Origin of the sequence: Streptomyces sp. NBC_00572, from assembly GCF_026341815.1 — a bacterium.
GTDB lineage: Bacteria > Actinomycetota > Actinomycetes > Streptomycetales > Streptomycetaceae > Streptomyces.
The window spans coordinates 7,103,340-7,117,408 of sequence record NZ_JAPENX010000001.1; the positions used below are offsets into that span (position 1 = coordinate 7,103,340).

A 14,069-nucleotide genomic window follows, 5' to 3' on the forward strand; every position below is an offset into this window, starting at 1 on the left:
CTGCCTGTGCCGACCGCTGCCCGCGCCGACGCGGACCGGCCGCCCTGGCTCCGGCGGGCGCATGCCGAGGGTCACGTGCCCGCCGGTTCAGCCCCATCACCCTCGCCCCACCAGCCCACCAGCCCACCAGCCCACCAGCCCACCAGCCCACCAGCCCACCAGCCCACCAGCCCACCAGCCCACCAGCCCACCAGCCCTACCAGTTCCACCACCCTCGCCCCGCCGCCACCGGCACCCTGCCCTGCCCTCCCACTCCCACTCCCAAGGAGCCTCCTGTGAGTCGCAAGCGAGTTCTGCCGCCGGCCATGCTGATCCTCTGCACGGCGGCCCTCACCGCTACCGCACCCGCCGTCGCCTCGCCCCAGGCCGCCCCGGCGCCCGCGCGGCCCGCGGCACCGCTGCGGATCCTGCTCACCAACGACGACGGCTACAACGCGCCCGGCATCCGCAAGGCGTTCGAGCGGCTCACCGCCGCGGGCCACGACGTCACCATCGTCGCCCCGCTCACCAACCAGAGCGGTGCGGGCACGAAGATGTCGAACGCCCCCGTGATCACGGTGAAGCACCCTGAGTCGAAGGTATGGGCCGTCGACGGATCACCCGGTGACTCGGTGGCCTTCGGCCTCTCCGAGGTGTTCGAGGGCGACGCCCCCGATCTGGTGGTGTCCGGCACCAACTTCGGGCCGAACGTCGCCGGGCTCGCCACCCACTCCGGTACGGTCGGCGGCGCCGTGGCCGCGGTGGAGTCGGGCGTACCCGCCATCGCCCTGAGCACGGGCGGCCTCTCCGTGCCCGACCCGGTCACCACCGTCAACGCGATGGACCCGACGCTCGACTTCGCCGTCAAGCTCATCGACCGGCTCCGTGTACGGGCGAAGTCGGGGCCGCTGCTGCCCAAGGGCGTCGGCCTGAACGTGAACCACCCCATCGTCGGCGCCGACGGCAAGGGCACCGCCGCCGGGGTGTCCACCACCTTCCAGGATGCGCAGACGATCCTCGAACCGGACTTCACCGACTCCGGCGACGGCACCTGGAAGGTCGACGTGACGGTGGACCTGCGTTCGCCGGTGAAGGGCGGTGACGTGGAGGCCGTCAGCGCCGGACGGATCGCCGTCAGTCCGATCAACGCAAACTGGAACACCGGCCCCGCCGACCACGCCACCACCTCAGCCCTGATCGCAGGTCTGCGTCCCTGACCGCCGCACCACACCAGCCCATTCAGGAGGATGGATGAAGCGGCCCGGAACGCGGCCCAGTTCGGCAAGACCCCTGCTCGGTACGGCCCTTGCGCTGCTGGCACTGTTCACATCGGCGGCCCCCGCCACTGCGACCCCCGCCACCACGGCGGCCCCCACCACCGCGGCCCCCACGTCTGTCGCGGGCTCGCGCCCTGTGGTCACCGTGGCGCAGGGCAAGCTGCGCGGACAGACTCACGACAGGGCACAGGAGTTCCTCGGCGTCCCGTACGCCGCACCCCCGGTCGGGGAGGCCCGGCTGCGGGCGCCCCGTGAGCCGCGCCGCTGGAGCAGTGTGCGGGAGGCGGACCGCCAGGCGCCCGCTTGCGTGCAGTTCTCGCCGTTCGGCCTCGCCGACCCCTCGGCCGTCAGCGAGGACTGCCTCTACCTGGACGTGTACCGGCCCAAGGGAGCCAGGGCGGGAGCCCGGCTGCCGGTGATCCTCTGGATCCACGGGGGTGCGTACAGCCAGGGCACCGGCACCCAGTTCGGCGGCCGGACGATGGCCGACCTCACGAACAGTGTCGTGGTCAGCATCAACTACCGGCTGGGACAGCTGGGTTACCTGGCGCTGCCCGAACTCGTACGGGAGAACGCGCGGCGCTCCGGCTCCCTCGGCCTGCTGGACCAGGTCGAGGCGCTGCGCTGGACGCGGCAGAACATCGCGGCGTTCGGCGGAAACCCCGGCAATGTGACCGTCTCCGGCCAGTCGGCGGGCAGCGGCTCGGTGTGCGGGCTGCTCGCGGCGCCCTCGGTGGCCGGGCTGTTCCACCGTGCCGTGCTACAGAGCGGGCCATGCACTCTCATTCGTACACCCGACAGCCCCCGGGCCGCCTCCCAGGCCCGGGAGTTCGCCGAAGCGGCCGGCTGCACCGATCAGGCCCGGGTTGTCGCGTGCCTGCGCGCCACCCCGGCCGACGCGCTGGTCGAGGCGGCGCGCACGCTGCCGACTTCGGGACCGGCCTCGGGCGACGGGCTTCTTCCCATGGACCCGGCAGCAGCGATCGGAAGTGGGAACTGGAACAGGGTGCCCGTGCTCATCGGGAGCACCCGCTCCGAGTCACGGCTGTTCGTGGCACTGTCCCAGCCACGGCTGACGGAGGCGGAGTACACGGCGCAGATCCTGGCGACGTACGGTACGGCGAGCCCGGAGGTGCTGGCCCGCTACCCGGTCTCGGCGTACGGCTCGCCGTACCTGGCGCTGTCGGCGGTCATGACCGACTCCTCGTTCGCCTGCCACACGGCGTGGACGGCGCGGCTCTTCGCCTCGCAGGTGCCGACGTTCGTCTACGAGTTCGACGACCCCGACTCCCCGACGCTGGCCGGCGCGCAGGTTCCCGGTCTCGACATGGCGAACGCTCACAGCGCCGAGCTGGCGTACCTGCACGACTTCACGGCGGGTGACCGTCCCCTGACCCCGGTCCAGACGGCGCTCGCGACGCGGATGAAGCGCTACTGGGGCGCGTTCGCCCGCTTCGGCACGCCGACCGTACCGGGCCAAACTCCCTGGCCCGCGACCGGAACCGGGAACGACATCGGGGCGGCCACGGTGCTCACGCTCAACCCAGCGGCCACGCAGCCGAGTTCGACGTTCGCGTCGGACCACCAGTGCGCCTTCTGGCAGACCGGCCCCATTGGACAGCCACTGTAGGGGTCGCGGCAGGCCAATCGGCCAATCGGGCCACACAGGCCACACAGGCCACGATGCCCTGACGCCCGGCGGCCCGGAGTGAGACCAGGGCTGCCGGGCGGACGGTTCTTCCGGCGTCGGCTTTCGCGGGGCGCCGGTGTCGCGGTCGGCGCTTCCTCGGCCGTACCAATTTCGCGACGGATCACCGGCTTGGGGTCGGCATCCACGTCGCCAGGGCGACGAGGTCACACGGGCGCGACCACCGTCATTGCGTCAACCAGCCGGGGTGGGCGCGTGCTTCAGTACCGGAAGGGACGAGTGCCCGTCAGGGACCAGGCGCGCGCGAACCGGTCGGAGCACACCGTCAGGAGGTCGACGCCGCCGACAGAGGCACCGGCAGCCCTGGTTTCGGCCGTCCAGAGAAGCGCTACGTACCCCCGCGTGGGGTCGACGACGGGCTGCCGGTGGGTCGTGATGATGGGAGGGTCGTTGGTCCCGGCCTGTCGCTCGATCAAGTCGGCCAATTCGGAGGGGCCGTGCGCGTCGCCACCCGGCCCGGCGCCCGAGAACAGGTCGAAGTCGCCCGTGACCACGTCCGTGGCCAGCTCGGCGCGGCCGTTGCGCAGCTGAACCCAGCGGTGGCACAAGTCCTCGATCGTCGCAAGGTCGGTCCGACCGGCCGCCTGAGGTTCTGGATCGGATTGCTCACAAAGCCGCTCCGCCACGAAGGTCCAGTTCTCCCGTATGCGGTCGTCCTTGAGAATGTTGACGTCGATGCCGGTCAGTACTTGACCGTCGGCCTTTCTCACATCCCACAGGTAGGCGAACCGATCACCGGCATCGACGAGTACCCGCGGGCTGAAGATGTTCACATGCCGCGCGCGGTACCCGGTGACGAACCGTTCCTGCTCGTCCGGGCCGACCACCGTGTCCAGGCTGTCCACGTGATTCGACCACTGCACGCAATCGTCGGACATCAGGTCGTACGCCAGCGAGGGGTCCTCGTTCCACATGCGGCACCACGTGATCATGCGCTTTTCGTTGTCCATGGCGAAAAGCATCGCGGCCCCTCGCGACACCGTCCTGTCGGTGTTTCAGATCACAGAGCGAACGGCTCGGCATCCAAGCGCTTCAGCTCGGCCCTCCACTGCGGCTCGCGGGACGCCACTTGTTCGTCCGACAGTTCCAACGAGGTGATCCGGTCGAGCTGGAAGCCTCGGACAGCTGACCGCAGCCGGCACCACGCCGCCAGATACCAGCCTTCCGGTCCCCACAGGAGCCCCAACGGCTCGACATCGCGCGTTGTCGCCGCCCCGGCCCGGTCCGTATAAGTGAGGTGCAGGACATGCCCGGAGACCACTGCCCCGACGATCACCTCGCTCAACTTGCCGCTCCCGACAGGGGCGTGATCGCCGACCCGGTACACCAGCCGTGCGAGCGCTGCCTCCCGCTGTCGCACGTCGGCGGGGAGCACTGCCAGCACCTTCTGAGCGGCGCGGTGCGCGGCTGCAGCGAACGGCGTGGATGCCGCCGTGCGTAGCGCGACGCTGACGGCGAGGGCCTCGGCGGCGCTGAGCGTCACGGGCGGCAGCGTACGGTCCCGGTCAAGGCTGTATCCACCAGCCCGACCGGCGTCACTACGGATCGGCAGGCCCGACTGCCTCAACGCCTCGAGATCCCGCTCCACGGTGCGCACGCTGACCTCGAACCGCCGTGCCAGCCACGGAGCACTGCGTGGCCGGGGCGCCACCGCTCGAAGCTCCTCGACCAGCGCATACAGGCGATCGGTGCGGTTCATCGCCCCAGCCTAAGGGCTGTCCGGCAATGATCGCGGCTCCGAGTACGCAGCCACCGGAAGAGCCGATCGGGTGCTCAGCCGGTGGTTCGTGGAGTGTCCAGGGATCGGCCGTACTCGCGAGCGTGTAAGAGGCTGGAGCAGCTCGCCCGGCGGCCGCGGCGCTTTGAAGTGGGTGGCCCGTGAAAGCCGCAGCAACACCTGGCCCGAGCTCCGCGACGAGACCGGACTGCGCCGGAGCGGTCGCCTCGAACACAGCGCCAAGGTCGGGCCTTTCGCCCTGACAGAGGGCGGTACGACCCCGAAGACCTCTCCCGTCCCCCCTTCCTGTCGTCGCCGCCGCCGACGACAGCGCCCCCTCGGGCTCCACCGCGCCTCTTCTCACGGCTCCTCGGCCGCCCCGGCTCTTTGAGGGTGGTGGCTGGGACGTTGGGGTGGCCTGGGGTCGGGTGGGCGGCGTGGTTCCTGTATTGATCGGTGCCGATTCCTATGGTCGGGGGAGGTACGGCAAGGGGCCGGCCGCTCGGATCTGATGGGGAGTCATGGTAGGTACGACGGCCGGGTCCGCAACGATGACGTTCGCGCTTCCGAAGGGGCGTGCCTCGCGCCGATGGGCCCGCCGGCTTGCCGCTGCGGTGGGTCTCGTGGCGCTGTGCGCGCTGCCCACGACGACGGCGGGCGCGGCCCCGCCGCAGGACGGTCGGCCCTCCGCGCATGCGCCCCTGTACGTGTCCGACTACGGCAACAACCGGGTTGTCGCCCTGCCCGCGAGGGGCGGTGATCAGATGCCCGTGCCCTTCGAGGGTCTCGTACGGCCGACGGGGATGGCCGGGGACACGGCGGGCCGGCTCTACGTGTCGGACACCGGCAACAACCGCGTGGTCGTGATGGCAGCGCACGGGAGCGGCCAGTCCTCCGTCCCCACCGACGGCCTGTCGCGCCCCCTGGGGCTCGCCCTGGACCGGGCAGGGAACCTCTACGTCGCCGACAGCTTCAACGACCGGGTCGTGAACGTGTCCCTGGCCGACGGTACCCAGACGACCGTACCGACCACAGGGCTGCTGCACCCCTGGGGGCTGGCGCTCGACGCCGCCGGGAACCTGTACGTCTCCGACTTCGTCAACGACCGCGTCGTCAAGGTGGCCGGTGACGGGAGCGGCCAGTCCACTGTCCCCACGGTCGGCCTCTCCCAGCCGACCGGACTGGCCCTCAGCGCCAAGGGGGACCTCTACATCTCCGACAGTGGCAACAACCGCGTGGTGAAGATCGCGGAGGGCGGCGGCCAGACCACCGTCCCCACCAGTGGTCTCAGCGGCCCGCTCGGTCTCGCACTCGACGGCTGCGGCGGCCTGTACATCGCCGACGGCTTCAACAACCGGGTGGTCCGCGTCCACGAGACAGGCGGTGGCCAGACCACTCTCCCGGCCACCGGCCTGAACACGCCGACGGGCCTCGCCTTCCCGCCGATGGGCACGCGTCCCTGAAACACCACGATCCGCGTCGTTGGGCCGAGCGCGGGAGCGGGCTCGGCGAGGCAGCGCGGACGCTGTGCCCGCCGGCCGTCGAGGCGGAACGACCGGCGAGCCTCGTGCCGCTGGTGCCGGGCGGGAGCGTGAGTCCATGAAGACCGCTTGCGCGAGCCTCGGAGGGGTACGAGGCGGCGGTGCCGCCGTCGAGCGGGTGGGAGCCGAACTCGTGGCTCGCAGCGATGTTCACGGCCGTGGTCGTGCCGGCGCGCCCGTGAGACCGGCGCGCCCGACAGACCAGGTCCCCCCGCCGCCCGAGACGTCGGAAGAGGACCCGCCCCACGCAGGGCCTCGACGCCTTCGGTCGGTGGGTAGATGACAATGCCCTCCGCGTGCGTCTGGCCGGACACCGGGCATCCGCCCCACCACACGAACCACGGGCTTTCGCCCGTTTCCCCGAAACCCCCGGCCTGCCGTTCATCGACTCATCGACCGCAACGGATCCGACGGCGTCATCGTCCCGGGAGCGTCCGAGCCCAAAGGCGACCGCCCCGCCGAGGGCGCGGGACGCAGCATCCAGGAGCGTCGGCCCGTGCATGGCCGACCGCAAGGTCGAAGCACCGTACGAGAACACCTTCTTCTCCCTCGCCGACCGGCGCATGCAGGCCGGCGACACCACCGGGGAACGCGCCCTGGCCCGCGCGTACTCCGCCTGCATGAAGCCGGTCGAAGACGTCCGCTCGGAGCTGGGGAAGGCGCTCGGGAAACGCCTCCGCGCCGACTACCGCCAGAAGATCGACCAGCTGAACACCGCGTTGCGGGCCAAGATCCGCGATCCGCGAGTACGAGCGCCGCTAGGGCGTGTATCGAAGTGCTCGTCATACGGTGGCCGTGGGCGACCCCTCACCAGTTCCCCGTCATCTACCTGGGGAAACGACGTCTTCCAGCGTCCGCGGCATTGAGTAGGTGCGCTCGACAGGAAACAGCCGATGAGCCTTGGTGGCGTGCCCGGTCTGTATCAGTGTCGAGGCTTTGCGGACCTGGGGAGTGAGGTCGGTGAGACTGACGATCCAGTCGTCGGTGAACGTGCGGATCAGGTGGCGACCGATGCCGACCTGGATGCTGTAGTGATTCAGTGCCGCTCCGCGCGGCGAGCGCTCCGGGTCCCACTGGACGTGTACGGCTGCCTGGGTCACCGCCACCGGGTCGGCGGTCGTCAGCACGGCCCGGGACAGCGCCTCCTCCCAGCCCTCCCGAGTGATCCGCACCGCGAGCACACGTTCCTGGCCGGGCTTGCGGGCCCAGTTGCTGCGGTGCATCAGCCACATGAACGACGGCTTGATCCACGTCATCCGGTGGAACGAGAACGGCGCAACGAAGCGGCCCGCCCGCAGTGCCGCGTCAGCGATGGCAGGCGAGTACGCCTGGTAGACCACGATCGTGCGAGCGTCGTAGTCGGCACGAATCTGATACTGGGGCGTCATGCGCCGCACCCTGCCATCCGGTCCGCCGCCGCGGCGAGCCGATTTCGGCTCACCGCCCCCGGGGTCGGTTCGAATGTGCTGCTCAAAGCCACTCGTTGATGGCCGCGACGAGGACGGTCGCCTCGCAGGTAACCGCGAGCTTGTCGTAGCGCGTGGCCACGGCCCGGTGTCTCTTGAGGTGGTTGATGCCGCAGTCGAGCGCGTGACGAGCCTTGTAATCCTGCGGGTCGACCTTCGGCGGACGGCCGCCGCGCGAGCCGCGTTTCTTGCGGTTGCCGGCCTGGTCGGCCTTGTCCGGGATGGTGCAGCGGATCCCGCGGCGCCGCAGGTGGACGCGGTTGCCGCGGGAGGTGGACGCCTTGTCGGCCCGCACCGGGATGGTCTGGTGCGCGGCCTGCCCGGCCCAAGACGCGGAACTTTGCGGGTCCGTGAGATCTCCACGTGCCATGAATCAAGATCATCTCGCGCTCGAGATCCACTTTCGATACACGTCCCAGGTCGTCCGGATCTCCTCCCGACTCTCTGACCGAGTGACCCTCGCCTGCCGCCCCCGGTGCGCGCACCGCGGGGGGCGCATCACCGCGAGCGAACCCGCTCAGGGCGACATGTTCAGCATGGACGAGAGCGTCTATGAAGCTGTCCGTGCCCTGGCCGAACGGATCTCGACCCGCGCATCGGCCTACCGTGCCGCCGGCAAGACCCTCGACCCCGCTACTCATGGCAGCTCCTGATGTGCAGCTGGCACTCCTGTGCGCTCTGTACGAGGCCAAGCAGTCCGTCGAGCGGCTGGCGGAGAGCGCCGCCACCGTCGCCGGCCGCAGCGGAGCCAACTACGCCCAACTGGGTGCTGCCTGGGGTGGCGTCAAGCGTCAGTCCACTCGTCTCAAGTGGCCCCACGCCGTCGTCAGGAAGTCCACCAGCGAGTCCATCCCGCTCCACTACGCCGGTGGCACCGCGATGGTTCACCACGATGCCGACAGTGACGCCTGGTGGTACACCGCCACCGCCGCGGACCACGAGGACACGGAGTCCGAGCCCGTCCACCGCACGTACGCCGAGGCCATCGCCGGAGCGACCGAATACCTCCTCGCGCACTCGCTGCCCGGTCGGCAATCACCCGCGTGAGACACACAGACCGCCAGCCGGTGAGAGGTGGCCCGCCGTTCCTCTGCGGCGCGGCATGCGCCTCTCGGGCGGCAGCGTAGGAGTGGACCGGAGGGGTGCTGTGGATCGCTCCGGCGGTCCGCGCCCCCTGACCTTGCGCGAGCCTGCATCGCCAGGCACAGAGAACAGCTCCCAGCCCAATGCCTCTCTACGCCCCGTCGCCCCGTAGAGCCAGCTCGTGGAGCCCGCTCGTCGTGGCGGTGTGATCCCCCTTCAGACCCGGCGAGAGAGCAACCGTCAGGCCGGCAAACGCACTGCGGCGGCGGCCCAGGGGGCGCCCTCCAGCCTGCAGACAAATGGAGGGCAAAGTCTGCTCTCCGCACAGGGATCGGAGGGCGCAGTGGATCACATCCAGTCGACGCCGGGGGACGACCGGGCAAGCATCACCACAGCCCAGGGACGCCCTGGACAGGGCCGATTCGGCCGGTCTGTCGCGGGCCGGCAAGGCGCTGTCCAGGCGCTACGCCACGGGGGTCGCCTACGGGGCCGGCACGGCCACCGGGAGCATTCTGATCGCCCTCATTGCGTGGTGGATCACGAACCGCTAGCGGCGTAGATCATTCGGGGCTCCGGGTGCACACGGATCCCCGTCGCCGTCTTCGGCATGTGGGCTGGTCTTCCCCGCCGTTCTTACGTCTCGGCGCTGAGACTTCCGGCACCATGAGGTCAGTTGCTGATCTAGGGGGGTACCGGTGGCGGAGCAAGAGTCTCCTCGAGTCCTGCGCATCACGATCGAATTGCGGGTGCCTGTCGGCCTGCGCAAGAACGTCCACTTCCAGCGTGTGAAGACCGCAGCGGAGGCGTTCAAGAGCGCCATCCAGTCCCTCGCGGGGCAGGTGTTCCCTTGGGCGAACGAGATGCGAGTGCGTACCGAGTGGTCGTACGCCTGGTACGACGACCAGCCTGAGCCGATCCAGTTGCCGGCGACTGCGGAGAACTCACTGCCGACTCAGAACGAGGGGACACCAAAGTAGGCAACTGCCCCGCACTTCGGTGCTGCTGGCGCAGTCGCGCACACGCAATCGAACACCCGCAATCGTGCATGTGGCGTCTGACCAGACCTCGGCGGAGAGCACCGCCGAGACCCCTTCCGGACCCGTGCAACCCCGGCCGGTGTGGCGCGGTGCGCCGCTCGGCCTGCAGCCGATCGCGCCGACCCCGGCGAAGAGTCGCGAAGTCGACCCTGTTCAGGCACACCGCTGCCCACGGGCAGCCTGGTCAGCCGTTTCCTTGGCCGTATGAGCAATCATCTCCACCTGCGCGAGGCCGTTCTTGTCGCGGCTCAAGCGCCCTGGCCGCCCGCCGGTGCGCGGCCAGCGTGCTGCCCGAGGTCGACGGACGTTCTCGCGACGCCGTGGGGGCTCGGGGGATACGGGCGTACGGGGGGTCGGGCTGCGGGGGACGTCCGCCAGGTCTACCAGGGCCGGGCTTGAACGCCCGCAGGAGGTCGCCGCAGCGGACGCGCTGCTCGGCCGGTCAGGCATCCGGCGTGGAGTGGGGTTGACGAAAGAGGCTCGGGATCTGCTGGACGAGATGAACGCCGTCCAGCTGGCCCGGGCGCGCACCGCGGCGCCCGGGCCCGGCGAGCCGGGACCTCTGCGGACAGATGCTTGGCGGCCCTGCCGATATCGCGGCCAGTCGGCGCGCGACCGCCGAAACCGACGCCCTTTCAACCCCTGGCCACCCTAGGTACCTACTAGGTACCATGCGGGGTATGCCGTCTTTGAACGTCACCTTCACAGAGGAGGAGCTGGAGGAAGTCCGCGCCGCCGCGGCCGCCGAAGGCAAGTCCCTCAAGCAGTACGTGCACGACCTGCCGCTGCGCGAGCGCCAGCGCCGCCAGTTCGTCCGATACGCCGTCTCCTGGGGTGAGATCCACCGGGCCGAGTTCGACGACGCCTTCCCCGACGAGATCCCGCCCGCCACCCGGGAACGCGGGGCGGACGCCGCCTGATGATCCTCCACATCGACGTCCCCTGGCTCCTGGACGTCCAGGAACAGGCTGTCCCCGAGGACGTCAGCGTCGCCGACTACTCCGCCCTCGTCGCCGCCGTCGCCCGCCACAAGACCCGCATCCCGCGCCCCACCACCGCCGACCCCGACCCGGCCTGGCGCGCCGCAGCGCTCCTGCACACACTGATCCGCCTGCAGCCGCTGCCGTACCGCAACAGCCTGTACGCCTGCCAGGTCACCGCCGCATACATGCACGCCTCAGGGGAGGGCATCGACCCTCCTTACGGCGCCATGGTCGATCTCGTCCGCGACGTCCAGTCCGGCAAGGCCACCGTGTACCAGGCCGCCGACCGCATTCGGACCTGGCGCATCTGACGCTGTTTGTGCCGACACCATCAACACGGCCGATGTCCTCGGAGGCTCGAGTTCGTGAAAAGGAAGAGGTCGCTTCCCTGCGGAGTCGCTGGAATTGGGCGGCGTTCTCCATCGGCTTGATGTTTCTGCTCATGGGGCTCGCGGGTTTTGCTGGAGGGGGCTTCTGGGAGAATAAATCCGTCAACATCCCGTTTCTTGTCATTGGCGGATGGGTTTCCCTCAATGCCCCCTTCCGTTGGTGTCCGTCGACGTCACTGGGATTCAGTACCGGGGCTTTTTCAAGTACGCCTCCCTCCCGTGGGCCGAGATTGACGCCATCGGCGTCGACCATGTGGCCGGCGGTGGGGGACTGCTGACGGCAGAAGTGCCTCTCGTGCGGAAGGATGATGGCAAGGAGCTACTCCTGCTGGTTCTCGCCGGATACACACGGGAGGAACCGCCCGTGAACAAGAGGGTGCGCGTACAGATCTCGCGGATGGCGCTGGCGCAGGAGAGTGCGGTCGCAGACTGAGTGCTCCACTGGATCGAGGGCGGGGAATTCTGCCTCCTGACCCTCGGTTGTGTCATCGGATGTGCACGTTGCGGAGGGGGACGTTGTCCCTGGCGAAGAATCAGGCATCCGGTTGGATTTCGAAGGTCCCGGTGCAGGGGAAAATGCGGCATTAACCTGGATGTCGACGATGTGGAGGGCGGCGTAGGGTATCTCGTGCACCGGCAAATGGCATGGTGCGAGCGCAGTGCGGTGGGCTCGAATCAGCAGGAAGGCGCTGCGCTTGCCTCCGATGCGAAGAGCGGCGGACCGCCTTTGGAGGCGGCTGTTTCACAGCTGGCGTGGGGATGCGGTCGGGCTCCCCAGGAAGAGCGTGTTGGTGGCATCTCGCTTCTGACTTGAGCGGGTGATGTCGGGCCGTTCTCCGGACGGTGTCGGGTGGCTCCGATACTCGGGGCAGTCGCTTGGCTGGGCGGTCGACCGTCCTCGCTCAGCAGCCGACCGGGCAAAGAGTTCTCGAGGGCATAACGATGGCCCGGATCACCCGGCTGGGGGTCCTGCTCGCCTCATGGACCCGTTGGTAGGCCGACAGCGTCACTGGCAGCTGGCGACGCCCGCCACCAGGCTCGTCCCGACCGCGAGCACCAAGGCCAGACCGCGCCCCGCGCCCCGCGCACCCGCGCCGCACTGCCGAGCGATGGGCATGGAGTACGCGGGGTGCTTGTGTCGCGTGCTGCCAGGCGGGCCCGCCTCGGGCATCACGGCGGAGTCTCCCGATCCGCAAGACACCCTTTAGCCTGGTGGTATGGCAGTGGTGCGGGTCGGTGGCGTCGATGTCGCGTATACGCGGAAGGGGCGGGGGCCGGTCGTGGTCCTTGCTCACGGGGCCGGGCTCGACGGGCGGATGTGGCAGCCGCAAGTCGAAGCGCTGGCGGACGAGTTCACGGTGGTGGCCTGGGACGAGCCGGGGTCCGGGCGGTCCGGTGTGCTGCCGACGGGCTTCGGGCTGGAGGATTTCGCGCGTGCCCTCGCTGGCGTGATCGAAGACGTGGGGCTCGGACCTGCGCAGGTCGCAGGGCTGTCCTGGGGCGGGACGGTGGTCCTGGAGATGTACCGGTGGCGGCCGGACCTGGTGCGATCCCTGCTGATGGTGGACACGTACGCCGGCTGGAAGGGCTCACTGCCGCCCGGGGAGGTCGCGGCGCGAGTCGAGGGGGCGCAGCGGATGCTCGCGGCGCCACGGGAGGAGTTCGACCCGACGCTGCCCGGGCTCTACGCCGCCGGCCCGCCGGAGCGCTTCACGCTGATGCTGGACGCCATGAGTCGGGACGTTCGGCCGGAGACCATGGCCACGCAGCTCTCCCTGATGGCCGAGGCCGACGAGACGGACCTGCTGCCCAGGATCACGGTGCCGACTCTGCTGCTGTGGGGCGAGGAAGACGCCCGCTCCCCGCTGGACGTCGCTTACGCTTTCCAGGATGCCATCCCGCATGCCGAGCTGGTGGCGATCCCAGCGGTGGGCCACATGAGCAACCTGGAGGCGCCGGAGGCCTTCACGGCAGCGGTTCGCGCCTTCTGCCGTGCGCACGCCTAGAGCTGCCACCGGAAACGGTCACGGGTTCGAACGTGTGCCGGCACGGCAGCCTCGTGGATCTTTCCGAGGGCCTGGCTGACTGGGACGGTGCTGCCCTCGTGGTGGGCCGCTCGCGGGGGACGTTCCGCGAGGCTGAGACGTTCACACAGGTCAAGTAGGTGGTCGGGGGCGAGTAGGTGTTCTGGACCGACAACCCCTTTGGGGAACGCACTGCTTGAGGTGCTGGGGCGATTGGCGGCGGCGGGAGTGCTGGAACGTCGCGAGAAGCCGGACGACCTCCAGCTCCGTCGGCGCGACGGTGGCGCCAGCCCGCTTCAGTAGTGAACAGGGAGAACTCCCGGGGATGCCCGGTAGCCACTCCGTCGGACTCTGGCTGGGGCCGTCCGAGCTGAGCGCAGGAGGGCATCAGAGGTCCGGACCGGACCGTTTGTGCACGACGAATTCCACTTCTCCGGGCCTGCGCTTGAGCTGATGGGCGAGCGGCCCGGCGAAGGCGAGCGGGGCAGAGGACTCGGCGGCGGCTTCGGGGTCGTACTCGCGGACGTAGGCCAGGCACCCACGGCACAGTGCTTGCTCGTCCACGGGCAGGCCATCGCGTCGGTAGCGCGGACACCGACCAGACGGATACCGCTCGGGCACGTCCTACCAGGTCGCGAACCCACGGCACCACGTCGTCGTGATCCCCCAGCTGCCGCAGTCCGCACACGAGCGCGGCCACGGTCCGCTCGAAGCCGTCGGCGTCGACGGCTGTGTGGTCCAGGGCCTCGCCGCCGATGTCGGGAGCGGCCGGGGCGGGGACCTGGTTGTCCCGCCGGACGTCACGCCGGCGGAAGGACGGCACGTCCCTTTTGGCGGTCGACAGTCCGACGGACAGCACTCCCAG

At 69.8% G+C, this 14,069-nt stretch carries 14 protein-coding genes and 1 pseudogene; 10 read left to right on the plus strand and 5 right to left on the minus strand.

Translation table 11 applies throughout. From position 1 onward, the window contains the following. The first annotated feature begins 275 nt into the window (after window positions 1–275). Both surE and OG514_RS31985 read left to right on the plus strand, forming a co-directional pair. The gene (surE, locus tag OG514_RS31980; RefSeq protein ID WP_266900638.1) at window positions 276–1,196 is read left to right on the plus strand and encodes a 5'/3'-nucleotidase SurE; all 921 of its coding nucleotides are present in this window, start codon (window positions 276–278) and stop codon (window positions 1,194–1,196) included. Between the two features lie 34 nt (window positions 1,197–1,230). Next, window positions 1,231–2,886, plus strand: coding sequence for a carboxylesterase/lipase family protein (locus tag OG514_RS31985; RefSeq protein ID WP_266900639.1), 1,656 nt, complete (start codon window positions 1,231–1,233; stop codon window positions 2,884–2,886). A 278-nt stretch (window positions 2,887–3,164) separates the two neighbouring features. Here the strand turns inward: OG514_RS31985 and OG514_RS31990 are convergent, their stop codons facing one another. Together OG514_RS31990 and OG514_RS31995 are read right to left on the minus strand one after the other, a co-directional pair. Beyond that, window positions 3,165–3,914 carry a hypothetical protein gene (locus OG514_RS31990; RefSeq protein ID WP_266900640.1) on the minus strand — a complete coding sequence of 250 codons (750 nt, stop codon included), beginning with the start codon at window positions 3,912–3,914 and terminating at the stop codon, window positions 3,165–3,167. A gap of 50 nt (window positions 3,915–3,964) precedes the next feature. Continuing rightward, a complete protein-coding gene (locus OG514_RS31995) occupies window positions 3,965–4,663 on the minus strand; it encodes a YafY family protein (protein ID WP_266900641.1) in 699 nt (232 codons plus the stop codon). A gap of 569 nt (window positions 4,664–5,232) precedes the next feature. On the opposite strand from OG514_RS31995, the gene OG514_RS32000 reads away from it, so the two are divergent. Together OG514_RS32000 and OG514_RS32005 are read left to right on the plus strand one after the other, a co-directional pair. Continuing rightward, on the plus strand, window positions 5,233–6,144 hold the full coding sequence (locus OG514_RS32000; protein WP_266900642.1) for an SMP-30/gluconolactonase/LRE family protein: 912 nt from the start codon (window positions 5,233–5,235) through the stop codon (window positions 6,142–6,144). Between the two features lie 578 nt (window positions 6,145–6,722). Further along, a complete protein-coding gene (locus tag OG514_RS32005) occupies window positions 6,723–7,088 on the plus strand; it encodes a hypothetical protein (RefSeq protein WP_266900643.1) in 366 nt (121 codons plus the stop codon). On the opposite strand, the gene OG514_RS32010 is transcribed toward OG514_RS32005, so the two are convergent. Further along, on the minus strand, window positions 7,044–7,610 hold the full coding sequence (locus tag OG514_RS32010) for a DUF4291 domain-containing protein (protein ID WP_266900644.1): 567 nt from the start codon (window positions 7,608–7,610) through the stop codon (window positions 7,044–7,046). The two genes, OG514_RS32005 and OG514_RS32010, sit on opposite strands and share 45 nt — an antisense overlap. Window positions 7,611–7,692: 82 nt before the next feature. After that, a complete protein-coding gene (locus OG514_RS32015; protein WP_266900645.1) occupies window positions 7,693–8,058 on the minus strand; it encodes a transposase in 366 nt (121 codons plus the stop codon). A gap of 157 nt (window positions 8,059–8,215) precedes the next feature. On the opposite strand from OG514_RS32015, the pseudogene OG514_RS32020 reads away from it, so the two are divergent. The 6 genes and pseudogenes from OG514_RS32020 to OG514_RS32045 all read left to right on the plus strand — a co-directional run bounded on the left by OG514_RS32020 (window position 8,216) and on the right by OG514_RS32045 (window position 13,186). Then, window positions 8,216–8,735 (plus strand): annotated as a pseudogene (locus OG514_RS32020) (hypothetical protein). Window positions 8,736–9,466: 731 nt separating this feature from the next. Next, on the plus strand, window positions 9,467–9,748 hold the full coding sequence (locus OG514_RS32025) for a hypothetical protein (protein ID WP_266900646.1): 282 nt from the start codon (window positions 9,467–9,469) through the stop codon (window positions 9,746–9,748). Between the two features lie 740 nt (window positions 9,749–10,488). Then, window positions 10,489–10,728, plus strand: a complete 240-nt coding sequence (locus OG514_RS32030; RefSeq protein WP_266900647.1) for a hypothetical protein — start codon at window positions 10,489–10,491, stop codon at window positions 10,726–10,728. Then, window positions 10,728–11,102, plus strand: coding sequence for a toxin Doc (locus tag OG514_RS32035; protein ID WP_266900648.1), 375 nt, complete (start codon window positions 10,728–10,730; stop codon window positions 11,100–11,102). Before OG514_RS32030 ends, OG514_RS32035 begins: the two co-directional genes overlap by 1 nt. Window positions 11,103–11,340: 238 nt before the next feature. Further along, window positions 11,341–11,613, plus strand: a complete 273-nt coding sequence (locus OG514_RS32040; RefSeq protein WP_266900649.1) for a hypothetical protein — start codon at window positions 11,341–11,343, stop codon at window positions 11,611–11,613. A 784-nt stretch (window positions 11,614–12,397) separates the two neighbouring features. Further along, window positions 12,398–13,186, plus strand: a complete 789-nt coding sequence (locus OG514_RS32045; RefSeq protein WP_266900650.1) for an alpha/beta fold hydrolase — start codon at window positions 12,398–12,400, stop codon at window positions 13,184–13,186. A gap of 405 nt (window positions 13,187–13,591) precedes the next feature. Here OG514_RS32045 and OG514_RS32050 read toward each other — a convergent pair whose 3' ends face one another. Beyond that, complete coding sequence (locus OG514_RS32050; protein WP_266900651.1) at window positions 13,592–13,768, minus strand: hypothetical protein; 177 nt, start codon at window positions 13,766–13,768, stop codon at window positions 13,592–13,594. Between the last annotated feature and the right edge of the window lie 301 nt (window positions 13,769–14,069).